Origin of the sequence: Mycobacterium sp. NPDC048908 (assembly GCF_043197955.1) — a bacterium.
Lineage (GTDB): Bacteria > Actinomycetota > Actinomycetes > Mycobacteriales > Mycobacteriaceae > Mycobacterium.
Window position 1 is genome coordinate 327,917 of record NZ_JBICUE010000006.1, and the last position, 26,468, is coordinate 354,384.

Here is a 26,468-nt window from a genome sequence, read left to right on the forward strand (position 1 = left end):
GCTCAAAAGCTCGCAAATGAGCGACATCGCAGCGCTCGTGGCGCGCTACGGTCTGGTCATAGTTCTTGCCTGGTTCGGTGCCATGAAGTTCACTCACTATGAATCCCAGGGTATTTCACATTGGGTGGCAAACAGCCCGTTCTTGAGTTGGATGTACAACGTCATGTCGATCGACGACTTCGGTCGACTGAACGGATCTATTGAATTGATCGTTGCAGCACTGCTTGCCGTCAAGCCGTGGTTACCCAAGGTCTCCGTGGTGGGCGGCATACTCGCCTCGCTGTTCTTCGTGATGACGCTTAGTTTCATGGTCACGACTCCCGGCGTTGGCGAGGCTTCTGCCGGCGGTTTTCCCGTGTTGTCCGCCGACGGCGAGTTTCTGATGAAGGACATCGCGAACCTCGGATTGGCGCTGTGGCTGCTCGTAGACGCGATTGAAGCAACCCGCAAACGCGCGAGGGTCGTCAAGTCAGACTGACGCTTGTCGATCGTCAAAACAAAACAGCGCCAGCCGATGCGCACATAGCAAGGCCCCGGGAGGACATTTGATGGTGGCCTATTGACGGTCAATTGTCCTGGCCGAGTGCCCGCGCCACGGTTCACCTTGCGCTGACATCACCCGGGTGAACTAGGTGGTTGGGGTGATGACAGTTCACCCGGCTTGGCCGAAGTCTCAGTACGACCTCATCCGGACGCGATTGTCGGCCCGCTTTCGGTGGCGCCGCAGCTGAAGTGGAGAACCAGAAAGGACCGCGAATGCATTTGGAAGGCAAGAAGGTTGTGGTTGTTGGCGGCAGCGCCGGTATGGGGCGGCAGGTCGCTATTGACGTCGTGGACCACGGCGGCAGTGCGGTCATCGTCGGGCGCTCGAAATCGCGTGTCGATGAAACCGTCGGGGAGCTGAGTCGAGGTGGGCTGGCCTGGGGCATCGCCGCCGAGCTCACAGATCGCGCCGCGATCGCCGATGTGCAGCGGGAGCTGTCCAAACACCACGGCGACGCAACGCTGCTTGTCAACGCCGCCGGATTCTTCATTCCCAAGCCTTTTCTCGACTACGATCCGCAGTTCTACGACTCGTACATGGAACTCAACCATGCCCTGTTCTTCCTGACCCAAACTGTGGTCGAAGGCATGATCGTGGGGGGCCAGGGCGGCTCCATCGTCAACATCGGCAGTATGTGGGCGCATCAGGCCATTGGCGCGACCCCGTCGTGTGGGCACTCAATGCAAAAAGCGGGGCTGCATGCGCTCACCCACAACCTGGCCATCGAGCTCGCCGGGCACAAGATCCGCGTCAATGCGGTGGCGCCGGGAGCTGTGAAGACGCCGGCTCTGGAGCGTTGGGTCCCCAAGGATGAAATCGACGCGACGCTCGATGCTTTCGCGCCGCTTCATCCCCTTGGGCGGGTCGGCACCCCCACCGACCTCGCGAACGCTGTCATGTACCTGCTCTCCGACAAAGCCAGCTGGGTCACCGGCGCGATTCTCAACGTTGATGGCGGCTTCATGGCAGGTCGCCCCTAGACCGCGTGGGCGTAGCGACCGAAACCCTCTGACGCGGCGCGCAATAAGCGGCGTACTCAGCTGACGGCGGTGAGAGCACCAGCTATTCCGGGCATGCGTTGTTCGGCGCCAGGATGTTTCGGTGTCCTCCGAGAAAGGATGTCCGGCCATGGGTCAATATCCCGTTGTCGATTTGTCCACCGACGCATTGCTCACCACGACCCGCTCGGTGCGCAAACGCCTCGATTTGACCAAACCCGTTCCCATGGGGCTGATTCGGGAATGCCTTGAGATTGCGGTGCAGGCCCCAACGTCGGCTAACGTGCAGAACTGGGGTTTCATCGTGGTCACCGACACCGAACAGCGTCGCGCGATCGCCGATGTGTATCTGCGCACATGGAATTCGATTGTCGCGTCCCCTTTCGCTGTCGCCGATCGGTTCAAAGACGACCCCGGGCGCAATCACGAGCAACGGAAAGTATCAGACAGCGCGACGTACCTCGCCGAACACATCGGCGAGGTACCCGTGTTGATGATCCCGTGCGTCGCGCTCATCGACGGTGACACGACGCTGACGGGCGAAAACGCCAACCGATACTGGAGTTCCATCATGCCCGCCACATGGAGCTACATGCTCGCGGCGCGTTCTCGGGGCTTGGGAACCACCTGGACAGGGGTGACCATAATGGCTGACGAGGAGATGCGCGCCATCCTCGGCCTGCCCGACAACGTCTACCACGCCACGACCGTCCCCACCGCTTACTACATGGGCTCGAGCTTCCGTCGCGCCAAGCGGCTTCCGCTCGACGATGTGCTGCATTTCGATCGTTGGTGAGTGGCTACTCGAGCGGGCCAGTGGTCATGCTCAGCTCACCCGGGTGACTGGGCGGGCGGGGTGATGACAGGTCACCCCTCGAGGCCGCAGGCTCGATACGCCACAAGCGGACGGCATCGTCGGCCCGCTTTCAGAGCCGCCACCGAAACCGGCGAACCAGGAAGGACTGAATGCATCTGCGGCCAACAGGGCTGTAGACGTTGTTGGACTCGGACGAATGTGCTGTCCGGCAGCGGCGCTGAGCTGATACGGCGTTTAACGCACAGAACCGGCCACCCACGTGGGCCGAACGCCAAACCGCGAAGGAAATAAAGAGATGACGGACACCAAGCAGACCACCGAAGATCTGGCCATCCTCGAGCAGCTCAACAACGACTACGTCCACTCCGATCAGCTCAACGATGTCAAGCGCTTCAGCGAGTTCCTTGCTGAAGACTTCATCGTGCAGACTCCTGGTGTTACCCGCAGCCGGGAAGAGTTCCTCGATTACATCGCCAAGCCGCGTCCGTTCAAGGATCTTGCTGTACATGACGTCAACATCCGCATCCTCAGTGACGTCGCCCTGATTCACGCTCGCGCCACGTACACCATGCTCGCCGATGGAGTGCACCAAGAGGCCCTGTACACGGACACCTATCAGAAGCGTCAGGGCACCTGGGTCTGCGTTGCAGCATGCGCGATCGCCCCTGGCGCATAGACCGGACCCCCGCTGGTGGAAGCGCAAACTCTTCGACACGCGCGGATACGGCGAGTTCGAAAAGTCCCCGGGCGCAGGACCCTTGCCCAAGGAGCATCGGTGTCACACGAGTACGACAAGAGCCCGGCCGCGATCGATGCGTCGCACTCCGATGCGCACCACGATTCTGAATACGAGCGGGCTCGCCAGTGGCGCGATGCCACCCGCGAGCTGGTGTTGGTCGGAGTCAGCGTAATGGCCGCGGCACACCCGCCACAATGGCATGGATCGATCTTGATCACTCTGACGGGTAATGCATTGTCGAACGACGTGTTGCTCGCGGAAACAGGGAATGTCGTAATGACATCCTTGGGCGACCAATCAAGCGGTCGCAGCCACCCGATGAGGGTGGTGCCGATCCGGCTCGACATGCTCAGCGACCTGCCGGCAATCCATGTTCTGGGACGTGGCGTGACCGCCGAGACGCGAATTCGGCTGGTCATCGAATTGACCGCGCGCAACCCACGTACCGCCACCACGTCGATGATGAGGTGCGAATACGACTCCGTTCTCCTCGATGCCGGGACGCCGTTTGCAGTGCTGGACTTCCAGATCCAGCACCGCGACACGCACATCAACCGGTCAGGGATCGGAAACGAGGATAAAAGTGAGTGGTGAAGAGTTCGATGTGATCGTGCTCGGCGGCGGAGTCGGCGGAATGCTCGCCGTGCGCAGCCTCGCGGCTGCGGGGCTCGCGGTAGCTCTTGTTGAGGACCGTCTGGTCGGTGGCGAATGCCACTACTGGGCCTGCAACCCGACCAGAACACTGCTTCGTTCGATCGAAGTCTTCAACCTTGCGAAGACTGTTCCCGGTGTGCGCGAAAGAATTTCGGGCGACCGGCCGGATGTCGCAGCTGTCTTGGCGAAACGCGACACGATCATCGAGCATCTCTCCGACCAAGACCGCAGAGCGTCACTGCGGGAAGCCGGTGTAGCGGTGTTTCACGGGTTCGGCCGGTTGAGCGGCCCACGTACAGTGCGGGTCGCGTATGCCGATGACACCGAGGACGTCTTGACGACGCGCCAGGCGGTGGTGTTGGCCACCGGAACTCGCCCGACCCTGCCTGACGTCTCCGGGTTGGCGGAAGCACGTCCCTGGACGAACCGGGACCTGACGACCATGGCGCACGTGCCACCTCGCACGCTCCTGGTGGGTGGCGGCGCGGTCGGCGTCGAGTTCGCCACCCTCTTGGCTGGCTTAGGCTCTGCGGTCACGCTTTTGGTGCGGGGGAAAACACTGCTCGGCAAATCTGAGCCCGAGGTAGGCGACCTGGTCGAACAGTCCCTGCGGAACAAGGGCGTCAAGATTCACTTTGAAACACGATTGTCGGCGGTGGCTCGCCCGGTCGAGGCGGGGCCTGTGACCGCGACCTTCAACGGCCAGACCATCGAGGTAGACGAGATCGTGCTGGCCGCAGGACGCCGCCCCAACACCGACAGCATCGGACTGGAAACCGTTGGCCTGCCGGTCGGCGGATTCATTCGTGTTGACGACCATCTCCAGGCCATCGGCGTCGACGGCGACTGGCTGTACGCCCTTGGAGACATCACCGGGCGTGCTCGGTTGCTGTCTCACATCTCCCAGTACCATGGCCGTCTGGTGGCTGACATCATCGCAACGCGGGCGGCGGGGCGTGAACTGTGGGAAAACGAGTTGGCCGCTCGCGATCTCGTCAGCCTTGCCCGTGTCATCTTCACAGACCCTCAAGTAGTCGAGGTGGGACGCACGGAAAGTCAGGCTCGGGCAGAAGGATTCGTCGTGAGAACGCGAATCGCCCGATATCCCGGCGAAACGCCTCAGCTCGCCGTTTACCGGGATGGCTTCGATGGATGGGCGAAACTGGTCATTGACGCCGCGACCAACACATTGCTCGGAGCGACCTTCGTCGGACCCGAGTTCTCCGAACTGGTTCAGGCGGCCACCCTGGCTGTCGTCACGAAGGTTCCCACGAGTGTCCTGCGTGATGCCGTCGCGCCGCACCCCACACTCAGCCAGGTCTGGGATCCCCTGCTGGCCCACGAATCCGAAGTTGTTCATCATTGAGCGCAGCGGAGTCCACTTCCGGCGCGAACAAACCCTCGCCAGGGTGTTCTCAGCGTCGGTCGTCTCCGGCAGGCGTGTCACCCGAAAGGAGTAGTCGATGTGCGAGAGCGCCCACGTCCGCGTGGTGGCGGGAACCGACGAGATCATCACCAAGCGCCTGCGGTTGCGTCCGTGGAGACGTGAAGACGCCGATGCCGCACTGACGATCTTCGGTCGGCGGGAAGTCGCGCGTTGGCTCACCCCGGCGGTGCCGCGCGTTTCCGGTCGTGACGAGATGCAGCAACTGCTGGCCCGCTGGGCCACCGAACACGATGAAGTCGGGCGGCCGCTGGGGCATTGGGCGATCGAAATACAGGACAGTGGCTTGGTCATTGGAGCGGTCGCGCTGCTGCCGTTGCCCCCCGGTTGCACCGACCTCGAAATCGGCTGGCAGATCAGCCCTTCGGCTTGGGGGCATGGTTACGGCGCTGAGGCTGGCCATGCGGTAGCACACCAGGCCTTTGCCAACGGGGTAGCCGAGGTGTTCGCCGTGGTGCGCCTGGGTAACACCCGGGGTGTGGCGACAGCACAGCGCGTCGGAATGGAGTGGGTCGGCGAGACCGACAAGTATTACGGTCTCACGCTGCAGGTCTACCGACTCACCGCGGCCGATCTCGACTATCCCAAACCGACCTTCGGCGTGCGCTGGCACTGACCGGCGTTAGGATTCAGCATCCTGTATTCCGTTCGGTCACAGCGAAGCGGCTGTAGCCCAGAATGTTTCGGCCGCAGCGGAGCCGATCCAGTCCAGCGGGCTCAGAACAACGTCGGTGGCACCCGCATCAAGGTAGCTCTGAACCTTCCGCCTGACCGCTTCCGCTGAACCTATGGCGGCAAGGTCGACCACGCTGGATACACCCTCTCGGGCGATGACCTTCTGATAAGAGGGGATCTTCTCGTAGAAGCTCAACCGCTCCGCTACGAAATCCTTCGCCGCATCGACGTCGTCGGAAACGGCTGTCGGGATTTGCGCCAGAATCCTTGGTTTCGGCCGTCCGGCATCGACAGCCGATTTCGTAATCGTCGGTTCGATGAACTCGGCGATGGTTCGAGGACCGGCGAGATAGGGCAGTGTGCCGTCGGCCAGCTCACCGGTGACTTTCAACGCCTTCGGGGCCATTGCGGCGACGTAAACCGGTACGGGTGTGCCCCCCGCAACCCGTACCGACCATTCCGGCTGTGCTGTGATCTCGTTGCCGCTGAAGTCGACCTCTCCGGTGTCGAAGATGGACCTTAGAACCGTCAAGTGCTCGCGAAGTCTTTCGATCGTGTTGGGCCATGATGTTCCGAACGCCCGCCGCTCTGGCTCGTGGCCGCCCAGTCCCAGGCCGAGATTGAAGTTGCCGTGGGATGCGGCCTGCGCGGTCTGCGCGAGCGACGCGACGATCAGCGGGTGACGCGGATTGATTGGCACCACCGACGTGCCCACCTCGACTCCCGGTACGGCCGCGCCGACCACAGCGGCCAAGGCGATGGCATCGTGATCGTTTCGCTGGCCCAACCAGACCTGGCGGACACCAAGGTCGTACGCGCGCGCCGCCTGAGCCACGATGTCGTCGACGTGATTGATCGCTTGTGGGTTGGAAAACAACGAGATTCCGGTCGCCATGTTGTGTTTAACGCTCGGAGCGAGCAGGCCTATTCCTGTTACACAGTTAGACGGACGCCCACATCGCCGTGTTCGCTCGACAGGATCAATCGGCTCATCGCGTTACCGAACGCGTCCGCCTTATCGTTTTGCGGCGGCTTTTCGGCGCGGCTGGGCAGCGCTCGCACGAATTGAAGACGTTGCGGTCTTCCGTTGTTTGGCAACCTTTGTGGGGCGGATGGTGAGGCTCTCGATGTGCGCAAGCGCCATATCAAGTGCGGTGGCCATCGGGGAGACATCGTGATCGGCCTGCGCCAGCAGGTAGCCTCCTTGCAGCGTGGCCATCAGTCCGGTCGCCAATGCGCCGGGGTCGGCCGTCGCGGGAAGGATTCCGTCGTCTTGCATACGTCGAAATCCATTAGCCAGCAGCCCTTCCCATGTAGCAAAGTGCCGCGACAACGAGGTACGCGCGTGGTCGTCTTGATCGGAAAGCTCCACCACTAAGTTGCCCAGTGCGCAACCGTAGGCACCGCCCTGCAGTGCAGCGCCCTGGACCAGGGCGTCACGCCATCGCCGTAGACCGCTCATTGATTTCAACCGCGCCAGGCGCTGCTCCTCCCGTGCCAGGATCTGTTCGCCTCGCAATGCCACCACGGCGCGCACCAGTTCGGGCTTGCCGTCCGGGAAATGTTTGTAGAGCTGTGACTTGCTGGTGCCCGTTGCGGCCCGGACGTCGTCGAGGGTGACCGCATTGACGCCGCGCACATACATCAGATCAGCAGCCGAGGAGATCATCCGGGCACGCGTCGCTTCCCCGCGTGCGGTTGTTCGCCGCCTCGGCCGCTCACTGCTGTTTTCCGGCTCCGCGCTGCCGGCCGGGCCGGAGTGTTCGTCGTTGGCCGCGCCGCCGCGTCGAGACCCCGTTGAAGCGGCAGGCGCCCGACGGTTGCGGTTCGACCGTTTGGTGCTCGGTGCGGTTGTCACAGCTTCCTGCCCCTGGCCCTCTGCGGCACCGACACCCTGGGGTGCGGTACGCCCACGACGAATATGTCGGGTTCAAGATACCCGGCGCTGGACGATCAGGTCCCCAAAAGTGTGCGGCGCGTCCGGCCCAACCGCGATTACCAGGCACTGGCGGTCTGGGCGTAGCTAGCTGAACGTGGGGCTGGGCGGCGGTTGGGCGCGGACTTCAGTCGGTTCACTACAACCGCATGTTTTCGTAGCCTCGAGATGGTCACGTGGGCCGTGACCAGGCCGCGAGGGGTGACTCGGCGCTGGCAGGACGGCGCGGGTGACATCGTCGTGTAGTGGATGGCGCAGTGCGTCGGTGCGCCAGGGGCGCGTCTCGCGCGCCGTTACGCACGACAAGCACGTGTCCACCTCCAGAAGCCCTTCCCCCGGGCAGCCGCAGTGACGGTCGAGGGCATCTCCCCGACACGTAGACTATCACTATAATGGACTATTTAGTCCCCGCAACTGGTGTGGGACGTGAGCTGATGTTGCGACGAGACCAAGCGAGGGAAGAGGGCGACGGGCGTTGAACAGGAGCACTGCTGTCTCGCTTCGAGTGCTCAGCCGTTTCATGCTCAAGCTTCCGCTCGGCGGCGTTATGAGTCGTAGAGGCAGTGCAATACAAGAGAATTAAGAAAGCGTTATTTGAACACAGTGTTTAAAAGGATGATGACGCCGACGTCGTTCGGCATCGCTGGGTACGCATTGGCGTGCCGACTGCCATGAGAACTTCAAGTGGACTTGGGGGTACGTCCAGGACGGTTCCCCAGCGTGTTTCTGATTCGATGGCGCCTTCGCCGCCACCACTTAGTGAGGCTGAGCTGACGGCGGTCGGCCAGACCCCGGGCGTGAGTTGGTCCGATTCTCGGCATTCGGAGGTGCTCGGTTCGGCTGAGCCTGCTGGCGATGGTGCGGGCGAGGGTGCCGAGCGGGCGGTGTTGTTGGCTACCAAGTTGCATGTGCCGGCAGTGGGGGGTCAGCTGGTTCATCGGGCTGCGTTGTTGGAGGCGTTGTCAGCGGGGCGGCGGCGCAAGTTGACGCTGCTGAGTGCGCCTGCGGGGTGGGGTAAGACGACGTTGTTGGCGCAGTGGGCTCTGAGTGCGGGCGAGGATCAGCTGTTCGGTTGGTTGTCGCTTGATCGTTCTGACAATGACCCGGTGTGGTTTTGGACGTATGTGGTCGCTGCGTTGCAGCGGGTGTGTCCGGGGGTCGGGGCCCGCGCGGTCGAGTTGTTGGCGATGGGTGCTGATCCGGTGCAGGTGGTGTTGCCGACGTTGCTCAATGACTTGGCCACGATCGCCGGCCCGATGGTGTTGATTCTTGATGATTACCACTTGGTGGCCAATCCGGCGGTTCATGAGCAACTGGGGTTCGTCGTCAGCCGGATGCCGGTGAATCTTCATTTGGTGATGGCGACCCGTTCGGATCCGGTGTTGCCGTTGGCGCGGTTGCGAGCCTGTGGTGATCTGGTCGAATTGCGAAGCGACGATTTACGTTTCGAGTTGGCCGAGGCCGGCGAACTGCTCAACGACATCCTCGGGTTGGCCTTGGCTGATGAGGACATCAAGATGTTGCATCGGCGGACCGAGGGGTGGGTGGCGGGCCTTTATCTTGCTGGTCTTTCCCTGGCCGGGCGTGCCGATGCTGCGCCGTCGATCAGGACGTTCGCTGGTGACAACCGCCATATCGTCGATTACCTGATGTGGGAGGTGCTCGACAATCAGCCGCCGCGGGTGCGCAGTTTCCTGCTGGCCACGTCGGTGTTGGGTCGGCTGTGCGGCCCTCTGTGTGATGCGGTGCTGCAGACCGGTGGTTCGGCCTCGGTGTTGGAGGAGATCGAGCGGGAGAACCTGTTCGTGGTGCCGCTGGACATGTCGCGTCGCTGGTATCGGTATCACCATTTGTTCGGGGAGTTGCTGCGCGCGGAGTTGCAGCGCAGCGACCCCGGTCTGGTCGAGGGTCTGCATCAGCGTGCTGCGGTGTGGTTTGAGGATGAAGGTTTGATCGATGAGGCGGTCCGCCATCTGGTCGCCGCGGGTGACCTCACCCGCAGTGCCGATTTGATCGCCGGCAACTGGGTCGACGAATTCGATAGCGGAGGGTTGTCCACGGTGTCGGGCTGGCTTGATCTGCTGCCCGATGGGACTGTTCGGCAGGATCGGCGGCTGAGCGTGGCGCGGGCATGGATCGCGTTGAACGTGGGCCGGTTCGACGAGGCGCGCCTGTGGATCGAGGCGATCGACGCCGGTACCGCAGATGATGACGATGTGCTTGCTGCGCAATTGGTCGCCCTGCGGGCGATCCACGCGTTCAAGATGGGACAGAACGCCGCGGCGCTCGAAACGGCTCGCCGCGCGATCACCCTCGACTTCGGCGACGCGCGGTGGGCCTGGTTGGGTGCACAGAGCATCCACGGAGCCGCTCTGTATCACGCGGGACACATCGACGAAGCCCAGGACACCCTCCGTCGGGCCACGCAGATGGCCGAGAGAACGGGGGACCGGCGACGCTACGTCTACGCGTTGGGCTACCTCGCGTTGATCGCCGCCGAATCCGGGCAGCTCGCCGATGCCGAGCACCACATGCGCCGGGCTACCGGCATAGGTGGCGATCCGGCCGGTCGCGAACACTTCGTCAACGCAATGGTCTCGCTTGCGGCGGCCACCGTTTTCGACATCCGTGGCGATGCGGCTGCTGCCGCGCACGCGGCCGAGCACGCGGTCAGCTTGGCCCGCAAGGGCGCAGGAATTCCCGAAGTCGGGAAGGCGTTGCTGCTCAACGCCAAGACCGCTGACGACCTCGGCGATCACCAAGCCGCGCGGGCGAAGCGCAACGAAGCGTGCTTGCTGCTGCGGGGTTGCGCCGACAGCGATGTAGCGGAGGCGTTGCTCAACGGGCCGCACCGCAGCAGCGCGGCCGCGGTACGCCCCCGCTGCCCGCAGGACAACGCAGAGCTGACCGCTAAAGAACGCGAGATCCTTCGGCTGCTGGCCACTCGGCTGTCGCGCCGCGAGATCGGCCAGCGGCTCTACATCTCACTGAACACCGTCAAGACTCACCAGCGCGCCCTGTATCGGAAACTGTGCGTCGAGAACCGCAACGCGGCGATCACCCGTGCCCGCGAACTCGGCCTGCTCTGACCCTCGCACGAGGCGGATCAGGCGATGCCGTAGTCCCGCATTTTGCGGTAGATCGTTGCGCGCGACATCCCCAACGCTATCGCCGCCTGTAGCTTGTTATTGGAGTTCTCCGCCAAGCTTCGGACGATGGCGTCTCGCTCGAGCGCCTCGATCTGGGTGAGTATGCGCTTGGTCAGCGATCGGCACTCGGGCGGCAGCTTGTCGGCACCGATGACGCCTGAACGTTGTCGCCCAACGGTTTCGGCGAGGACTCGCCGCAACTGCGCAACGTTACCGGGCCATGGCAGCTTACTCAGTTGCCGCATCGCATCCGCGTCGAAACGCACGTCAGCACCGGAAGTCAACTCGCGCAACAGGAACGGCACCAGGGCCTCGATGTCTTCGATTCGGTGCCGCAGCGCGGGCACTGTCACAGTGTGGGTGAACGTTGACAGCAGCATGTCGATCGCCGGAGAAGGGGTCGAGGAACTCATCGTAGCGGCGATCCAGCCGTGACTCGCGCGCAGATGCAACACCGAAATGACCGCCGCGAGCGTCCGTTGGTCGATGCAGTCCACATCAGCTAGAACGAGCGCAAAGTCATCGGTGTCCGCTTGGGCCACCACTTCGGCGACGAAAAGCGCTGGAGTAGAAAATGTTTCTGCACGCAGTACCCGCACCGTCTTGCCCGGGTGCACGTACTGGGCGACCGCCTGCGCAAGCTTGGCCCGTCCGGAGCCCTTCTCGCCTTCGACCAGTATCCATTGTCTGTCCCGGCAACATCGCTCTACTTCTGCACAGCTGCGCCGCCATGAGCTGCTACGTCCGACGAGGCCCGGAACGTGGGGCGGCGCGACCGATTGTCGCAGCACCGCACGGCGCGGTGGCACTTCGAGCGACAGTTGCACGTGGAAAACGACATTCGTCCTGCCACCGCGAATCTCGGCATGGTCGGCGACGGAGACGTTGGCGGTCGTTCCGCTCGGGAGCACCGTCGGCGGATGTCGCGACGCGGTGATGTGGAGCAGATCTGAGGCGTGTTCCAACAGGGCGATTTGATCATTGGTGTCGAGTGCTTGGCGCAGGTAACGATTCATCAGCAACACGTCACCGCCCATAGCCAGTACACCGAGCGGGAACCGGCGCGCGTGGTGTTGGTAGGCCTGAAGAAGCGCGATCTCGCTTGCGTGGGCCGACTCTCTCATCCGGTCCTCGATCTGGCTTCCCAGGCTCTTGACCAACGGCAACAGGACTGGATTCGATCGGCTGGCCCAGCAAGTGAGATCCACAATGCCGACAAGCTGCTGAGTTATCGGGTCACAAATCGGCGCTCCGGCACAGGCGAGATCACCCAGCGGTTCGACGAAATGCTCGCCACCGCGAATGAACACGGGCCGCCCGGTCTGGAGGGCGGTACCGATGCCGTTGGTGCCGGCAAATTCCTCCGAGTAGCTGTACCCGGGGGCAAGGCTCACCGAGTCCAGTGCGTTCATCAAACCCGGTTCGGAGGCCGAGCGCTCTATCACTACACCGTCGGCCGACGTGAGTATGACCGTCATCGCCTCGGTCGTCACATCCTGCGTGGCCTCGAGTAGCACGGGCTCCGCGGCGTGAGCTAATCGCGACTCGGTGTCCGGCTGCCTGACATAGGGCGAATCGAGCCGGTCGGGATGAACCCGCATGGCCTGGGACCGACGCCAGGAGTCCAGCACGTTTGGCGACAATGTCTCCGGCTCCAGGGACCCCTCGGACAAGAACCGTTCGCGAATCCGGCGAACGTCAGTGTGGACGTCGGCCCGCAAGCTCATCGACGCATGCACCTCGTTCCCGATCGAGCGGTGCAGCCGCCCCTCAATGCCGGTGTCTCAGTTTGAGACCAGTAACCCTCCCCGAATTGAGACGTTCAGCATACGCCCGCGGCGGTGTGATGGATCACGCCGGCTAATGCATCGGATCGGATCTCCACAGTGACCGATTACGGCGTCGGCCCACCTCAGCGCGGATTCCCGATGCAACCGGCAACAACAACGACGTGATCCAGCGAAAGGCGTGCGACAGTGACCATCTATCAGTTGACCGATCGCTTGCACGGCCGTACCGTGCGCGTCCAGGCAGATCACATCGCGACCACTGTGGCCGCATGGCTGGCCGAATTAGACGCGTGCAGTCCGTTGGTCGAGTTGCTCAGCCGAGCGGTGCGCGATCGCGACTGGCCGGCAATACACGGCATAGCGGACTACCTGTCGGTGGAGATCCAGCAATCAGCATGACGTCGGGTTGTCGACCAAGCGTTTGATACCGCGGATGCTCCCGCCGCACGTCCTAGTCTTCGATCACCCGCAGGATGGTTTTGCCCGGGGTGCGTTTGTCCGGCGCGAACGCCGCCGCGGCTTGCGCCAGTGGCAGCACGGCGCCAACCACCGGCTTGAGACGTCCATCACGTACCCGCGCGGCGAGGTCGGCGAGACGAGCGCGATCGGCTTCGACAACGAAGAACACGGCGCGCCCCTCGCGCGGTTGCGTCTTCGGCGGCTCGACAACCGTCACGAGGGTGCCGCCGGCGCGCACCATTGCGGTCGAACGGGCCAGGATGTCACCGCCGATCACGTCGAACACGACATCGACTTCACCTGCGTCCTCTAGTTTTTCGGTGTCCAGATCGAGGAAGGTGTGCACACCCAACGTGAGCGCCCTGTCACGGTCTGCGGTACGGCCGGTGCCGATGACGCGCGCACCCGCCTCTCGCGCGAGCTGTACCGCGATCGACCCGACCGCACCCGCCGCGCCGTGGATCAAAACCGTTTCTCCGGCGCTCAGGTGGCCGTGGTCGAACAAGCCCTGCCAGGCGGTCAAACCGGAGATGGGCAGTGCGGCGGCGACCGTGTGGTCGATGTCCATGGGCAGGGGCGCGAGGTTGCGGGCTTCGACCGCGATGTACTCGGCCAGCGAGCCGTTGCGGGACCAGTCGGTCAATCCGAAAACGCGTTGTCCACTACTCAATCCTGTTGTGCCGTAGCCCAACTCGACGACGACCCCGGACACGTCGTGGCCAGGCACACTCGGGGTGCGGTCACGGCCGGCGCGATCGGTCCAGGTGTCCGGCCAGTTGAGCTCGGTTGGTATGAAACCCGCCGCGTGTACCCGCACGATGACATCGTTAGTGGCTGCCTCGGGCTCCGGCAGGTCGGTCAGCGACATGCCGGCGACACCGGCGTCACGATCTGAAACAGTGATGGCTTGCATGAGGTTCCTCCTGATGTGCGTGGTTGTCGGACGGTGTTCCGGTGCGCTCTTCGCGGTTAATTCGTGGTCAGCTGATGCTCATCGGCTGTCGTCGATTTGGTCGTCGACACCGATGTTCGCGTCGCGGCGTCGGTGGCCGGTGTTGACCGCCGCCGCCCAAGCCCCCACAGCATCAGCACCACGGCGAGGAGGATCGAGTACGAAACACTGCGAAAGCCCGCCGCCGCAACCCTTTCCTGCCATGGTCTCCCGTGATGGCCTTGCGACAAGATCGGGTTGGCCGCAGCGGTACCCGCCGCGGCGCCGAACGTGGTGAACAGCCAGTTGCCATAGGTGCCGTATAGCGCCGACCAGCGCGCCACCTTCTCCACGCGTGGCGGCAATTCGACGTGGCCCCAAATCGCAGCGACGGCGATCAGGAAGGTTCCGTTCATCACGCCCTCCAGATGCGCGGAAAGCGCCATGCGCATGTTGGTGAAGCGCCGTTCCATCAGGCCGGTCACCAACCCGATCAAGAACAACAGCATGCCGTGCCACATCAAATCGCGGTCGGCCGTTCGCATGAGGAATGTCCTTTCACAGCGCGCAGTCTGTCCTGCGTCTGGAGTCGTGGCGTCAGCACTAGGCGCAAGACCGTGGTGGACGCCTTGGTTTGTTGATCTCAACGATGGCTGCTGGAGTGTCTCTCGAGCCAGTCGGAGTATCGAGTCGAGAAGAACGTGGCATTCGCGTCCGGCGCGAGGGTGCGATCGTCGATCACCGCGCCGAAGTATGGCGCCTCGGGATCCGCTATGACCCGACGTTGGTCCCCGTGAGCGGCAAGGCCTCTGCGGACGAAATCATCCATTGCGATTCCTTCGGGGCCGGCGATCTCCGTTACTCCGTTTATTGGGTTCCCGACCGCGGCGCGTGCAACGGCAGTTGCGACGTCGTCGGCGGCGATGGGGCGGAACGACGCCGGTGGCAGTCTGACGATGTCACCATCTGTAGCGGAATCCGCTAAGCCAATCGCGAATTCATAGAATGGGGTTGCTCGCACGATCGAATAGGGTCGCCCCGCTTCCTTGATCAGGTTTTCCTGAGCAGCCTTCGCGGTGTTGTACCCGCTATCTGGCATGTTCTGCGAACCCACTACGGACAACGCGACGTGATGCTTGACTCCCGCATCTCTCTCCGCAGCGAGGACATTCGCGGTTGTCGTGGTGAAGAAGTGCATCACCGGTTCATCGTCGAACAATGGTGATTCGGCAACGTCGACGACAACGTCTGCACCGGCAATTGCGTTGGCGAGGCCTTCACCGGTGAGTGAATCGACGCCTGATCGGCGGGAGGCCGCGATCACGTCTTGTCCCTGTGCGCCGAGCTTTTCCACTACTTTTGCGCCGATCAGACCACGACCGCCAATGACTACGATCTTCATCGTGGAACCTTCCAGAGTTACGTGTGATTGTTTACTTCAGTGTCATGCCTTCCATCGCCGATCGAATCCCTGAGAGTCAGTAGTTCGAATGATGGTCGACGCCGCCATGCACCAGAAGTGTGCCGCAAGTGTGGGACGGAGGCGGTGCCGGGAAGTGGCGATGGGATCTCACATCGTCGGCTCCAATCCATCCTCCGCACACCGTCTGGTGATCACCATCCCCGGGCAACAGGGTCAGCGTCATCACCCGGCGAACGGATTCACCCGGGTGATTTACGAAGTCTTTCCGCGCTTCGGACGTTCATTAGCAGCCACATGGTTTGGGCGATGCACCTGGGATCCTCACGTGATGCCGTAGTCGTTCATTCTGCGGTAGATGGTGGCCCGCGACATTCCGAGGGCGCGGGCCGCCTCTTGCTTGTTGCCGCCGTTGTCTTGCAGGCTGCGGACGATCGCGTCGCGCTCCAGGGATTCCATTGCGGTCAGCTTGCGTCGGGTGACGGAGCGGCACTCCGGTGGCAACTTGTCGGCGCCTATGATGCCCGATCGTTGCCGGGCAACGGTTTCCGTCAGAACCTGCCGAAGCTGCGGAATGTTGCCCGGCCACGGCAGCTTGCTGAGTTGGCGCATCGCGTCCGGCGCCAGTCCCACGTCGGCTCCCCGGGTGATTTCACCCAGCAAGCGGGGCACGAGCTCCGCGAGGTCGTCAATCCTGTGTCGCAGCGCCGGCACTGTAACGGTACGGGGAAACAGTCGCAGCAGTTTCTCGATTGGTGCCGAAGAAGACGCGCCACTGCTCGTCGCGGCGATCCATCCACGGCCGGCGCGAACGGCGAGCATCGAGGTGATCGCTGCGAGGGTGTCCTTCTCGATGTCGTCGATATCGGCGAGCACCACTGCGAAATCGTCGCCGCCCGACTCGGATGCCAGCCGGGCAACAAGATGCGCACCGCTTGGGAAGGTATCGGCGCGTATCACACTGACGGGGCGGCCAGCTTGCGCATGCTGAGCCACCGCCTGTGCCATACGTGCCCGCCCGGATCCTTTCTCGCCGACGAGCATCACCCAGTGCCGGTCGCGCCAGCACTGCTGCACCTGTCGGCAGCAGCGCAGCCAGGCGCTGTTGCGACCTACCAACCCTGGGACGTAGTCGGGTAGCGAATGGCCGATTCGACGCGGCCGAGAGCCGGTCGAGGCGGAAAGATCAACCTGGAGAACTATGTTGGTGCGGCCGCGACGCAGCGTCGACCGCTCGGCAGCGGTGATTTTGGCGATGCGGCCGCTCGGCAGCATCGCCATCGCGGTGTCCGGCAGCGCGCAGGTAAGCAGATCCGAGGCGTGTTCGAGCAGCGCGGTCTGGTCGTCACCGCTGAGCGCCTGACGCAAATAGGGGTTCATCAACACCGCATCGCCGCCGATGGCAAGCACTCCGCTGGAAGACCGTCGTTCGTGCCGCGAATAGGCCGCCAACAGTGCGGTCTCCCCCTCATGGGCCACCGCCCGCATGCGATCCTCGATGTGGCGACTGGCACTGGTGGCCAGCGCAAACAACAGTGGATCGGATTGGTCGGTCAGACAACTCAGATTCACGGCGCCGATGACGCTGCCCGTTATCGGATCACGGATCGGCGACCCTGCGCACGCGAAACCGGTGAACATCCCTACGTAGTGCTCACCGCCACGGATGAATGCGGGGCGGCCAGTCTCCAGGGTGGTGCCTATCCCGTTGGTGCCCGCGACCTCTTCGGCCAAGCTGTAACCGGGTGCCAGGCTGATCGCGTCCAACGCGTTGAGGATGGACACTTCTGCGGCGCTGCGTTGAAGCACCACGCCGTTGGTCGATGTGAGGACAACGCTGACAGCCTGCGCGGCCAGGTCATCGGTGACGCGCTGCAGTACTGGCGCGGCCGCCCGGACCAATGGGGACGCGGTGTTCGGTTCACGCACGTAGGGGAGTTCGACCCGGTCGGGATGAACGTGCAGAACCTGGGACCGGCGCCAAGAGTCCAGGACGCTGGGCTGAAGGATGTCCTCATCGATTGAGCGCATTCCGTCGAGGGACCCGACGGTCAAGAACCGTTCCCTGGCCCGCTCAACTTCGCTCGTGCGGCCGGCCTGCGCCCTCATCCTCCATCTACCTCGACCTCGGATCGCCGTCACCTGGCCGAGACCGCGACCACACTCAATCTACGCGCGCGGCGGTGGCGTTGATCAGACGAATCGCAACATTCGCCAGCAACCAACCCGGTGGCAATGCTCGCCGATCACCACAACCACGCGGGCAAGCACACCCACCCTCTGGTGGGTGTGCGGGAGGACGTCCACTGCCTTCGCCGGGCTCGCACTGGGTATCACGGCGACTGCTTGTACGCCGACCCGGCCCTAAAGATCACCCACTGGACGATGGTGATGGTGGTGTCCCCCTGTCAACGTTGTCACTGAACGTTTGATCGGCGGCAACCTCTACGCAAGACGGGAACCGGCGCCAAAGAACGAAGGACACAGGCGAAGGAGCACTCCAGTGAGCACGGTATTGGGAATTCTGATGATGATGCCGGTGGTGTTCGGCGTGGGCGGATACGCGTTGGTGTCCCGACGCTCTTGAACATGCGATAGCGGGACACCGTCAGCGTGCCGACCGGCGTCTCACTTTGAGACGCGCATTCACGTCATTTTGAGACGCTCAAGATCCGCGCGCAGCGCTGTGATCGGTCGCAGAAGTCATGCATCGATGGACGAAAAGGAGAACCACGATGAGCGGACGCAGTGTTGGCGCGGACCCCGAGAAAATCGTCGAGCCATCGGCGGGACCCGACTCCGGCCGCGGCTCAACCGGCCACTGCCGGCGCAAGCCCGAGGTACTTCTGGCGACGGCACCCGAGCCACTCGAGTCTCTGCCACCGCTATACGGAACCATCCACGGCGGATCCCCGCGAGACGGCGGACGTCGCGAGACGACGGCGCTGGCTGAAATTCTGTCAGCCGATCCGAGCGCCGAGCGGGCGGTGTTGTTGGCTACCAAGTTGCATGTGCCGACTTTGGCGGGCGGGCTCGTTGATCGGGCTGCGTTGTTGGAGGCGTTGTCGGTGGGACGTCGCCATAAGTTGACGTTGTTGAGTGCGCCTGCGGGGTGGGGTAAGACGACGTTGTTGGCGCAGTGGGCTCTGAGTGCGGGTGAGGGTGGGGTGTTGGGTTGGTTGTCGCTTGATCGTTCTGACAATGACCCGGTGTGGTTTTGGATGTATGTGGTTGCTGCGTTGCAGCGGGTCTGTCCTGGGGTCGGGGTCCGTGCGGTGGAGTTGTTGGCGGTGGGTGCTGATCCGGTGCAGGTGGTGTTGCCGACGCTGTTGAATGATGTGGCCACGGTCGCCGGTCCGATGGTGTTGGTGCTTGATGATTTTCACTTGGTGGCCAATCCGGTGGTTCATGAGCAGTTGGCGTTCGTCGTCGACCGGATGCCGGTGAATTTTCATCTGGTGGTGGCGACTCGGTCGGATCCGGTGTTGCCGTTGGCGCGGTTGCGGGCCTGTGGTGATCTGGTCGAATTGCGAAGCGATGATTTCCGTTTCGGGCCTGCCGAGACAGAACGTCTGCTCAAGGAGGTGCTCGGGCTCGACTTGGCGAAGGCCGATGTGCACCTGTTGCATCAACGCACCGAGGGATGGGTGGCGGGGCTGTATCTTGCTGGTCTTTCGCTTGCCGGGGATGCTGATGCCGCGGCGTCGATCGAGACGTTCGCTGGTGACAACCGTCATATCGTGGACTATCTGATGGCTGAGGTGCTCGATAATCAGCCGCCGCGAGTGCGCAGTTTCCTGCTGGCCACATCGGTGTTGGGTCGGCTCAGCGGCCCGTTGTGTGACGCGGTGTTGCAAACCGCGGGTTCGGCTTCGGTGTTGGAGAAGATCGAGCGGGAGAACCTGTTCGTGGTGCCGTTGGATATGTCACGACGCTGGTATCGGTATCACCATTTGTTCGGCGAGTTGCTGCGCGCGGAGTTGCAGCGCAGCGACCCCGGTCGTGCCGCTGATCTGCACCAGCGGGCTGGGGTGTGGTTCGAGGGTGAGGGTTTGATCGATGAGGCCATACGCCATTTGGTCGCTGCCGATGAGCTCGCGCGCTGTGCCGATGTGATCGCCGACAACTGGGTCGACGAATTCAACAGCGGCGGGCTGTCAACGGTGTCGGGCTGGCTTGATCTGCTTGCCGAGGAGCTTGTCCGGGGGGATCGGCGGCTGAGCGGGGCGCGGGCATGGATCGCGTTGAACGTGGGCCAATTCGACGACGCGCGCCGGTGGATCGAGGCGATCGACACCGGCACCCCAGATGAGGATGGCGGGCTGGCTGCCCAACTGGTCGCGCTGCGGGCGGTCTATGCGTTCAAGACCGGTGACGTCACCACGACGCTGGAAATGGCTCGCCGCGCGATGACTCTGGACTTCAAAGACGCCGCGCAGGCCCGCTCGGCGGCGTGCTGCATCTACGGCTCCGCGCTGTACTTCGCCGGCCGTACCGGCGAGGCCCAAGCCACCTTCCAACGGGCCGCGCAGCTGGCCAAGAAAATAGGAGATCGCCGTCGCCGAATCTATGCGATGGCCTATCTGGCGTTGATCGCCGCCGAATCCGGTCAACTCGCCGATGCCGAGCAGCACATCCGCCGAACTGCTGGCGTCGGTACATATCTGGCGGGCGGTGAGCAGTTCGTCAATGCGATCGTGTCGCTCGCGGCGGCCATCATTCTCGATGAGCGTGGCCACAGGGCTGCCGCGGCCGACGCGGCCGAGCTGGCCGTCAGCTTGGCCCGCAAGGGCGCCGGGATGCTGGAACTCGCAAAGGCGCTCGTGATCAGAGCCGATATCGCCGAGCGCCTCGGTGATCACGCAACCGAAGCAGCAAGCCGGAATGAGGCCAGCGCGCTGCTCCGAGGTTGTACGGACACGGATATCGCGCAAACCGCGCTCACTTCCGCCCGGCGCAGCACGTGCGTTGCGGTACGGCGCCGGGACCAGGAAGACGCGGTCACCGAGGAGCTCACCGCCAAAGAGCATGAGATTCTTCGCCTGCTGGCGACCAGGCTCTCACGCCGTGAGATCGGCCAGCGGCTGTATGTCTCACTGAACACGGTCAAAACCCACCAGCGCGCCCTCTATCGCAAACTGTGCGTCGAGGACCGCGCCGCGGCCGTCACCCGCGCCCGCGGGCTCGGGCTCCTCTAGCGGGCCGCCAACATTGCGCTCAAGCCAGATGGCCGCCGGAGCAACCGTTCAGCGTAATCACCCGGGTGAACGGGCGTGAGGGTGATGACCAGTCACCCCGCTCGACGCAAACCTGATGAAGAGTTGATGTTTGACCAGCACATGGTGGCCCATCATCGCTCCAGTCTGGGAAGGAACCAGGACATGCATTCAGACGTCGACGCAAGATGCCTGGCACCGCCGCGAATATCACATAGGACTGCGCTGCGCAGTCCGTCCGCCGTTGTCCGCGCTGTGACCGGCGACGGCGATCTCGCTCCCCAGTGTCAGCTGGGGTTCCTGGACAACGGATACCGCTGTGCGGTGCGGGCGGCGGCGTATGTGGAATTCCACATGGTCGGGCACTGTCAGCGGTTCGATTGTGACGCGGACGGTAACGCGTGCGGTTTCGTGTGTGCTGATCACCTGGACGCATTGGATCACACGGCGGAATGCACAGTGGCCGAGATGCAGCCCACGGGGCTGCGGCGGCTGTCCAGGCGCTCCGCTCGATGCCCGAGTTGTGGCAAGACGCTTCTCAGCGCATCCGACATCCTACAAGCAGTGGTGACACTCTGATGGTGCACAGTCGCGCAGGTCTTTTCGCTGTTGTCGAGAGCTACTCGCCGCCCAGCGCCAACCGAATTCAAAGTGCGATCCGAGATGACTGGCCGCGTTGACGCCATCCGGCGCACCGAGAGCCCGGCCGGTGCGTCGCCGCGAAACGCGGTGGACTCGTCAACGACATCGGATGCCAACATGGCGTGGTTGCTGGCCATCGCCGCGGATGCGTGTTTGACGGGTCACGAACGGATGATGACGTTCGTCGAATTAGGAAGCGGAGAAGGCAATCTCGCGATTCAGCGGATCCTCAACGCCGTCATGTCAAGCGGGATGGCGTTGCCGGTGGCAATCATCGACAGGCTGGCTCGATGGCTGGACGGGTACGTCGGGAGCTCAGACGAGCCGCAACTACGCGCGATACTTGCCGAGATTCAGGCGCGGCAGTTTCAGCCGGTGCCATTTCGCATTCGACAGGCGCGGGGCGCGCACACCCCTGGGAGCGTGTACAGCGCAAACGCCGTCTGTCGAAAGCACGCATGAACGGGCCACTGCAGTGCGCTCCGGTAATCGGCCGTCGCGATGACGCCCTCGGGCTCGGGTCGCCGACTCGGTGCGAGCCGAACATGTTGCGGGCAAGCCAGTTCCGTGAGGTCATCATCGTGGGTTCGGGTGCCGCCGCCTGCACGGCGGCGATCTATACCGCACGGGCAGGACTCGACACCTTGGTCGTCGAAGGCAACGTGCCCGGCGGTGCGCTGATGGCCGCGGGACAGGTGGACAATTACCCCGGATTTTCCACGCCGGTGCGCGGACCCAGCCTCGCTCATGCCATGCGCGCCCAAGCCTGCCGATTCGGTGCCGATTTTCACGGCGGCGACGTCGACGGGTTCGCACTGGAAGGTGGGGTCAAATCGGTCGCAGTCAACGATGACGTGTTTCACGCTACTGCGGTGATTCTGGCGATGGGTTCCGTGAATCGGTCACTATGCGTCCCAGGGGAGCGTCAGTTGCGGGGCCGTGGAGTCAGCGTCAGCGCCAAGCGGGACGGTGACCGGTTCGCGGGCCGCGAGGTTGCCGTTGTCGGCGGCGGGGATGCCGCGGCGGAGGAGGCCCTGTATCTTGCGACGCTCGCCCGCCGAGTGACGGTCATTCACCATCAACCTCGATTGCGGGCATCGACCGGCACGGTTGCCCGACTGCGTGCCCAACCCAATGTTGTTGTCCTGCAAAGCACCCAAGTACTCGAGATCAGGGGCCAACACCATGTCACCGGGTTGCGGGTACGCAATGGTGACACGGTGTGCGACATTGACCTCGATGCGGTATTCGTGGCCATCGGTCAGACTCCCAACTCCAGTTCGCTGGCGGAACTCATTGACCTCGACGCCCGCGGCTACGTCATCACCCGCGACAAGAGCACCCATACCCACGTCGATGGGGTGTTCGCCGCCGGCGACCTGATCGACCGGCGGTACCGCCAAGGTGTCACCGCGGCCGCCAGCGGATGTCGGGCCGCACTGGACGTGCAACGCTGGCTTACTCAATCATTCTCCACCACAACCAATGTCACCTTCCGGAAGGACAACTGACGACAATGACCCAATCCCTACCGATCACAGTCACCGATGCCTCGTTCATGGCCGATGTCCTCGACAGTCCCAAACCAGTATTGGTGGACTTCTGGGCGCAGTGGTGTGGACCGTGCCGTGCCGTGGCGCCGGTGCTCGAACAAATCGCCGCCGAGAACGTCGGCCGCCTTACCGTGGCCAAGCTCGACGTTGACGCGAATCCCCTCACCGCTGGCAAGTACCAGGTGGTGTCGATCCCCACCATGATCGTCTTCAAGGGAGGCGCCCCGGTTGCGCGTCTGGTGGGCGCGCGCGGAAAGTCCGCCCTCGTCGCCGAACTCAGCGACTATCTCTGAAAGCCGCGCCCGTAGCTGGTGGCGCCGCCTCGGATGAGGAGCCGGCACGGGGAAGTGTTGTATGGCAACATAAGTGGACAGGCTCGCAGATCACAAGCCCACCGAGTTGATCGTGACCCGGACCGGATCCACCAGCAGTTGCAGCGTGCCCGGCGGCGGGTCGATCGACTCCACCTGCCGGTCATCGTACGCGGGGTTGTTCTGGTCCCAGGTGATGTCGACCAGTAGCCCGAGCGATGCCGCGCTGGGGTGAACCATGCCCATGTCGTCGCCCTGCATGATCTCCTGGAAGTTGGGCCAGTCCGGAATGATCGCCGACAGCCGACCGATCCGTTTCCTGATCTCTTCGAAGCGCGCGTCATTACGGATCGATCCGATGTAGTACCGCACGTCCTCGACACTCAGCACTCCGTCACCATCGAAGTCAGCTACAGCGTGGCTGGACCACAGTTCCGGTCTCGGCCCATCCGGCGCGGCTACCGGTGCCGCCAAATCGTCCTCTGTGTACATCCGGCCCAGCATGTAACACAACCAAAGTCCGGCTTCGTCCGTCTCGGACGGAAGCCCCAGCGACTTCAGGTGCGTCGCGATCACCGGCAGTTGCTCGGCGCCGGCATCGAGATACTCCTGCGGCGTTTTCGCCCACCCGGCGGCGGTCAGCTGCTCGGCGTTCAGTTGCAGCAAGCCGTATCGCCCCGCCGGATGGTATGCGGTGGTGCGCAAACCGCTCTCCGCATACAGCACGCGGAGCAACACATCGGTATCGGTGCCGGCGTCGTGTGCCGCTGAATTGATCGCCGTCAGCAGCGCGCGGTCGAACTCCGGGGCGGGCCGCCGTGCGCGCCACGCATCGGGATCGGTGAACATCGTGAACATCGGGTCGAAACCGGGCGGCCCGGTGACGTCGGTGCGCGCGCCCTTGACCGTGCCGTCGGTTGTCAGGTTGTCCAGGTCGAAGACCCGGTAGGACCCTGCCGTATCCGGTGTCCTGACGTACAGTTTGCCGCGGTCGATGCCCATCGTGGTGCCGTCGGCGGGCAGGCCGGTGCGCTGTCCGTTCGGCAGCGTGAAAACCGGGTCGGCCCAGTTCTGTTCGACAATGAACTGGCGCGTGATCGTGTTGAGGATCTTCCAGGCCGACTTGTCCCAGATCCGGTACTCGCGCCAGCCTTCTGCTTTGAACGTCGTCCCGAAACTCGCCGGATACTCGAGCACTTTGCCGGTCGCCAGATCGAGCCGCACGTTGCGATCGATGTCCATCTGCATGCCATCGAGAAAAAGCCGAATGCCGATGTCGAATACCGCCTCGTTGACCGCCGTCTGCTGCACGGCCGTGATCGAACCGACCTTGAGGTTGCCGAAACCGGGATAGCGGTCGCGATTGAGCCCGATGGACAGCAACGCCGGGAATACTTCACCGATGTCGGCCGGTCCGGTCCAGACGGGATTGCCGTCGACGAGGTCGACACGTGCCACCGAACTCATGGAGTTGAAAAACCATGTGGTTGAACCCATCGCCATATCAGGCCTCCGTCACCGTGTCGAAGCGCAGTCCGCTGGCCGACTCGCCCGCACCCGTGCCCTTACGTCGAGTGGTCCAGACGTGCACCGATCCGTCGTGCCAACGAGCGCGCTGGTGTGATCGGATGACGTCGACGCCGGAGCGGGGCACTTCCTCCTCGTGCAACCAGAAGTGGTTCTGTCCCCGGGCGGCTTCGAGAATCCCGCCGAGTGGGAGCACGGTGCTGACCTCATCGACGGCGTCGTCACCCGCTTCGCGCCGGGACAGCGGGACCAGGCGCAACCGCACCGCTTCTCGTCCCGCATCGATGTGTTCGGGGGCAAGGGGATACCAGAAATGGGGAACGAAGGAGTCGACGTGGTAGGTGGGTATGTTGCCGGGCGCCGTGGTGGCAGGACGGGTCATGGCGTCGTACCGGTCGTATGGCACACCTGCGTCGTCCTCGATGCGCTGTTCGATCGCCCAGGCGAGATTGGCCATTTCGTCGCGTGCGATCAGCACGTGCTCGATCGGCGCGCTCTGCAGCGAACCGGGCAAGGCGGGGGCCAACAGGAACCAGGGACTGGCGCCGCTGTGCTCGCGCGGATCCGACAAACCGAACAGATTGAAGTTCGGATCCTCGGCTCCGGCCGGTCCGACCGTCTCCGTCAAGCCGAAGACGTTGGTCATCACGAACTTTGTTATCTGGCACAGTGTTCCGATCGGCATCCGCAGCGGCACCACGTACCAGTCGTTGCCGTAAACCGTCGCGTAGCCGACCATGAGCAGCCGGCCGAGGTCCTGGGGCGCGGCGTCCACGGCGCCGAGGTCGATCTTGGCATCTTCCATCTCCCAGAACCGCGACGACGGCATCGCCCCGTAGCTCGCGGGAGCCGGGATACCGCTGAGTTGTAACTGAACGGGATCGGGGCCGGGCCCGGCCGCTTCTTCGGGCGCGACGACGTCCATGCACCACCAGTCCAGCGTGCCGCCGTCGTACTCGGTGGCGCGTAGTTCGAGCGCTGGCAAACCTGTTGCACGAGTGGCGAAGCCATGCTCCAGTCGGTGGTCATTCCAGGCGGCGGGCATCCGCTCACTGGCGGCAAGGACCGCCGGCACCCGGGCGTTCCACCAACTGAGCCAGTCGATGGCCACTTCCCGCGCGGCCGCCAGATGGCCCGCGGTCAATCCGAGGGCCGCCACTTCGGCGGCGCTGGTCGCGGGATCGAGCAACCGTCGCAGCCCGTCGGCGATACGGGCCCCGTCACCGATTCGGCCGCGCAGCAACCGGTTCAGCCCGCTCGGTGCGCGTTCGGGTACGGTTTCGGGGAATGCATACCGGGCCGCCCACGAAGCCGGGTCCAGCTCGGCGGCGGCCAATTGGCGCGTGAGCCGCACGCCACCGTCGCGGCGCAGCCGTGGATCCGATGCCGGATCGGACCGTTCCTCTTCGACCATGCGTTCCAGCGGTGCAGCCGAGGGGTCGTACGGTCGCCACTCGCCGTCGGCGCCGTCGCGCCACTGATCCAGCCGGTGGGAATCGATGTCGACATGGACCATGGCGATGGATCCGGCGTCTTCACCGCGGAACTCGCCGAACTGCCATTGCCTGCACAGGAACCACAACGGGTCGTGGACGCGTGCGGCGACGCCGTCGTCGACTCCAGGGTCGCGGGGAAGAGGTTCGAATCGGATCTGCATTGACAC

The 26,468-nt window shown here is 63.5% G+C and carries 22 protein-coding genes; 13 read left to right on the forward strand and 9 right to left on the reverse strand.

From position 1 onward, the window contains the following. Nucleotides 1–16 precede the first annotated feature (16 nt). From ACGFK1_RS18635 to ACGFK1_RS18665, 7 genes are all read left to right on the forward strand, one after another. Nucleotides 17–478 carry a YkgB family protein gene (locus ACGFK1_RS18635; RefSeq protein ID WP_393432386.1) on the forward strand — a complete coding sequence of 154 codons (462 nt, stop codon included), beginning with the start codon at nt 17–19 and terminating at the stop codon, nt 476–478. Nucleotides 479–756: 278 nt separating this feature from the next. Next, the gene (locus ACGFK1_RS18640; protein ID WP_393432125.1) at nt 757–1,524 is read left to right on the forward strand and encodes an SDR family NAD(P)-dependent oxidoreductase; all 768 of its coding nucleotides are present in this window, start codon (nt 757–759) and stop codon (nt 1,522–1,524) included. A 148-nt stretch (nt 1,525–1,672) separates the two neighbouring features. Then, entirely contained in the window at nt 1,673–2,338 is a 666-nt protein-coding gene (locus tag ACGFK1_RS18645; RefSeq protein ID WP_393432127.1) for a nitroreductase family protein, read from the forward strand. Between the two features lie 316 nt (nt 2,339–2,654). After that, a complete protein-coding gene (locus tag ACGFK1_RS18650) occupies nt 2,655–3,035 on the forward strand; it encodes a nuclear transport factor 2 family protein (protein ID WP_393432130.1) in 381 nt (126 codons plus the stop codon). A gap of 99 nt (nt 3,036–3,134) precedes the next feature. Continuing rightward, complete coding sequence (locus ACGFK1_RS18655; protein WP_393432133.1) at nt 3,135–3,692, forward strand: hypothetical protein; 558 nt, start codon at nt 3,135–3,137, stop codon at nt 3,690–3,692. Next, nucleotides 3,682–5,118 (forward strand): dihydrolipoyl dehydrogenase family protein, encoded by a 1,437-nt coding sequence (locus tag ACGFK1_RS18660; RefSeq protein ID WP_393432136.1) that lies wholly within the window; start codon nt 3,682–3,684, stop codon nt 5,116–5,118. Before ACGFK1_RS18655 ends, ACGFK1_RS18660 begins: the two co-directional genes overlap by 11 nt. A 97-nt stretch (nt 5,119–5,215) precedes the next feature. Then, nucleotides 5,216–5,812, forward strand: a complete 597-nt coding sequence (locus ACGFK1_RS18665) for a GNAT family N-acetyltransferase (RefSeq protein WP_393432139.1) — start codon at nt 5,216–5,218, stop codon at nt 5,810–5,812. Nucleotides 5,813–5,848: 36 nt separating this feature from the next. Here the strand turns inward: ACGFK1_RS18665 and ACGFK1_RS18670 are convergent, their stop codons facing one another. Then, nucleotides 5,849–6,766 carry an LLM class F420-dependent oxidoreductase gene (locus tag ACGFK1_RS18670; RefSeq protein ID WP_393432143.1) on the reverse strand — a complete coding sequence of 306 codons (918 nt, stop codon included), beginning with the start codon at nt 6,764–6,766 and terminating at the stop codon, nt 5,849–5,851. 120 nt (nt 6,767–6,886) lie between these two features. Then, nucleotides 6,887–7,540: a TetR/AcrR family transcriptional regulator gene (locus ACGFK1_RS18675; protein ID WP_393432146.1), complete on the reverse strand. Its 654-nt coding sequence runs from the start codon at nt 7,538–7,540 to the stop codon at nt 6,887–6,889. 1,094 nt (nt 7,541–8,634) lie between these two features. Here ACGFK1_RS18675 and ACGFK1_RS18680 point away from each other — a divergent pair. After that, nucleotides 8,635–10,896, forward strand: a complete 2,262-nt coding sequence (locus ACGFK1_RS18680) for a LuxR C-terminal-related transcriptional regulator (protein ID WP_393432389.1) — start codon at nt 8,635–8,637, stop codon at nt 10,894–10,896. Between the two features lie 17 nt (nt 10,897–10,913). On the opposite strand, the gene ACGFK1_RS18685 is transcribed toward ACGFK1_RS18680, so the two are convergent. Beyond that, nucleotides 10,914–12,683 (reverse strand): sigma-54-dependent Fis family transcriptional regulator, encoded by a 1,770-nt coding sequence (locus ACGFK1_RS18685; protein ID WP_393432149.1) that lies wholly within the window; start codon nt 12,681–12,683, stop codon nt 10,914–10,916. Nucleotides 12,684–12,932: 249 nt separating this feature from the next. Between ACGFK1_RS18685 and ACGFK1_RS18690 the strand changes: the two genes are divergently transcribed. Further along, nucleotides 12,933–13,145 carry a hypothetical protein gene (locus tag ACGFK1_RS18690; protein WP_393432152.1) on the forward strand — a complete coding sequence of 71 codons (213 nt, stop codon included), beginning with the start codon at nt 12,933–12,935 and terminating at the stop codon, nt 13,143–13,145. Between the two features lie 52 nt (nt 13,146–13,197). On the opposite strand, the gene ACGFK1_RS18695 is transcribed toward ACGFK1_RS18690, so the two are convergent. The 4 genes from ACGFK1_RS18695 to ACGFK1_RS18710 all read right to left on the reverse strand — a co-directional run bounded on the left by ACGFK1_RS18695 (nt 13,198) and on the right by ACGFK1_RS18710 (nt 17,611). Further along, on the reverse strand, nt 13,198–14,118 hold the full coding sequence (locus tag ACGFK1_RS18695; protein WP_393432154.1) for an NADP-dependent oxidoreductase: 921 nt from the start codon (nt 14,116–14,118) through the stop codon (nt 13,198–13,200). 56 nt (nt 14,119–14,174) lie between these two features. After that, a complete protein-coding gene (locus ACGFK1_RS18700; RefSeq protein ID WP_393432157.1) occupies nt 14,175–14,681 on the reverse strand; it encodes a hydrogenase in 507 nt (168 codons plus the stop codon). Nucleotides 14,682–14,779: 98 nt separating this feature from the next. Continuing rightward, complete coding sequence (locus ACGFK1_RS18705) at nt 14,780–15,538, reverse strand: SDR family oxidoreductase (protein ID WP_393432160.1); 759 nt, start codon at nt 15,536–15,538, stop codon at nt 14,780–14,782. Nucleotides 15,539–15,880: 342 nt separating this feature from the next. Then, nucleotides 15,881–17,611, reverse strand: a complete 1,731-nt coding sequence (locus ACGFK1_RS18710; RefSeq protein ID WP_393432163.1) for a sigma-54-dependent Fis family transcriptional regulator — start codon at nt 17,609–17,611, stop codon at nt 15,881–15,883. A 680-nt stretch (nt 17,612–18,291) separates the two neighbouring features. On the opposite strand from ACGFK1_RS18710, the gene ACGFK1_RS18715 reads away from it, so the two are divergent. From ACGFK1_RS18715 to trxA, 4 genes are all read left to right on the forward strand, one after another. Further along, entirely contained in the window at nt 18,292–20,754 is a 2,463-nt protein-coding gene (locus ACGFK1_RS18715; protein ID WP_393432166.1) for a LuxR C-terminal-related transcriptional regulator, read from the forward strand. Nucleotides 20,755–21,435: 681 nt separating this feature from the next. Beyond that, nucleotides 21,436–21,876, forward strand: coding sequence for a tryptophanase (locus ACGFK1_RS18720; protein ID WP_393432169.1), 441 nt, complete (start codon nt 21,436–21,438; stop codon nt 21,874–21,876). Between the two features lie 83 nt (nt 21,877–21,959). Beyond that, nucleotides 21,960–22,925, forward strand: a complete 966-nt coding sequence (locus tag ACGFK1_RS18725; protein WP_393432172.1) for an NAD(P)/FAD-dependent oxidoreductase — start codon at nt 21,960–21,962, stop codon at nt 22,923–22,925. 5 nt (nt 22,926–22,930) lie between these two features. Beyond that, nucleotides 22,931–23,260: a thioredoxin gene (gene trxA / locus ACGFK1_RS18730; RefSeq protein WP_393432175.1), complete on the forward strand. Its 330-nt coding sequence runs from the start codon at nt 22,931–22,933 to the stop codon at nt 23,258–23,260. A 90-nt stretch (nt 23,261–23,350) separates the two neighbouring features. Here trxA and ACGFK1_RS18735 read toward each other — a convergent pair whose 3' ends face one another. Together ACGFK1_RS18735 and ACGFK1_RS18740 are read right to left on the reverse strand one after the other, a co-directional pair. Then, nucleotides 23,351–24,781, reverse strand: coding sequence for a hypothetical protein (locus ACGFK1_RS18735; protein ID WP_393432178.1), 1,431 nt, complete (start codon nt 24,779–24,781; stop codon nt 23,351–23,353). 1 nt (nt 24,782) lies between these two features. After that, complete coding sequence (locus ACGFK1_RS18740) at nt 24,783–26,462, reverse strand: hypothetical protein (RefSeq protein WP_393432181.1); 1,680 nt, start codon at nt 26,460–26,462, stop codon at nt 24,783–24,785. Nucleotides 26,463–26,468: the final 6 nt, after the last annotated feature.

What these genes read in the sequence shown, in the direction of transcription:
- ACGFK1_RS18635 (WP_393432386.1), top strand. Translation starts at nt 17, where the DNA reads ATGAGCGACATCGCAGCGCTCGTGGCGCGCTACGGTCTGGTCATAGTT.
- ACGFK1_RS18640 (WP_393432125.1), top strand. Translation starts at nt 757, where the DNA reads ATGCATTTGGAAGGCAAGAAGGTTGTGGTTGTTGGCGGCAGCGCCGGT.
- ACGFK1_RS18645 (WP_393432127.1), top strand. Translation starts at nt 1,673, where the DNA reads ATGGGTCAATATCCCGTTGTCGATTTGTCCACCGACGCATTGCTCACC.
- ACGFK1_RS18650 (WP_393432130.1), top strand. Translation starts at nt 2,655, where the DNA reads ATGACGGACACCAAGCAGACCACCGAAGATCTGGCCATCCTCGAGCAG.
- ACGFK1_RS18665 (WP_393432139.1), top strand. Translation starts at nt 5,216, where the DNA reads ATGTGCGAGAGCGCCCACGTCCGCGTGGTGGCGGGAACCGACGAGATC.
- ACGFK1_RS18670 (WP_393432143.1), bottom strand. Translation starts at nt 6,766, where the DNA reads ATGGCGACCGGAATCTCGTTGTTTTCCAACCCACAAGCGATCAATCAC.
- ACGFK1_RS18675 (WP_393432146.1), bottom strand. Translation starts at nt 7,540, where the DNA reads ATGATCTCCTCGGCTGCTGATCTGATGTATGTGCGCGGCGTCAATGCG.
- ACGFK1_RS18685 (WP_393432149.1), bottom strand. Translation starts at nt 12,683, where the DNA reads ATGAGCTTGCGGGCCGACGTCCACACTGACGTTCGCCGGATTCGCGAA.
- ACGFK1_RS18695 (WP_393432154.1), bottom strand. Translation starts at nt 14,118, where the DNA reads ATGCAAGCCATCACTGTTTCAGATCGTGACGCCGGTGTCGCCGGCATG.
- ACGFK1_RS18700 (WP_393432157.1), bottom strand. Translation starts at nt 14,681, where the DNA reads ATGCGAACGGCCGACCGCGATTTGATGTGGCACGGCATGCTGTTGTTC.
- ACGFK1_RS18705 (WP_393432160.1), bottom strand. Translation starts at nt 15,538, where the DNA reads ATGAAGATCGTAGTCATTGGCGGTCGTGGTCTGATCGGCGCAAAAGTA.
- ACGFK1_RS18715 (WP_393432166.1), top strand. Translation starts at nt 18,292, where the DNA reads ATGAGCGGACGCAGTGTTGGCGCGGACCCCGAGAAAATCGTCGAGCCA.
- ACGFK1_RS18720 (WP_393432169.1), top strand. Translation starts at nt 21,436, where the DNA reads ATGACTGGCCGCGTTGACGCCATCCGGCGCACCGAGAGCCCGGCCGGT.
- ACGFK1_RS18725 (WP_393432172.1), top strand. Translation starts at nt 21,960, where the DNA reads ATGTTGCGGGCAAGCCAGTTCCGTGAGGTCATCATCGTGGGTTCGGGT.
- trxA (WP_393432175.1), top strand. Translation starts at nt 22,931, where the DNA reads ATGACCCAATCCCTACCGATCACAGTCACCGATGCCTCGTTCATGGCC.
- ACGFK1_RS18735 (WP_393432178.1), bottom strand. Translation starts at nt 24,781, where the DNA reads ATGGCGATGGGTTCAACCACATGGTTTTTCAACTCCATGAGTTCGGTG.
- ACGFK1_RS18740 (WP_393432181.1), bottom strand. Translation starts at nt 26,462, where the DNA reads ATGCAGATCCGATTCGAACCTCTTCCCCGCGACCCTGGAGTCGACGAC.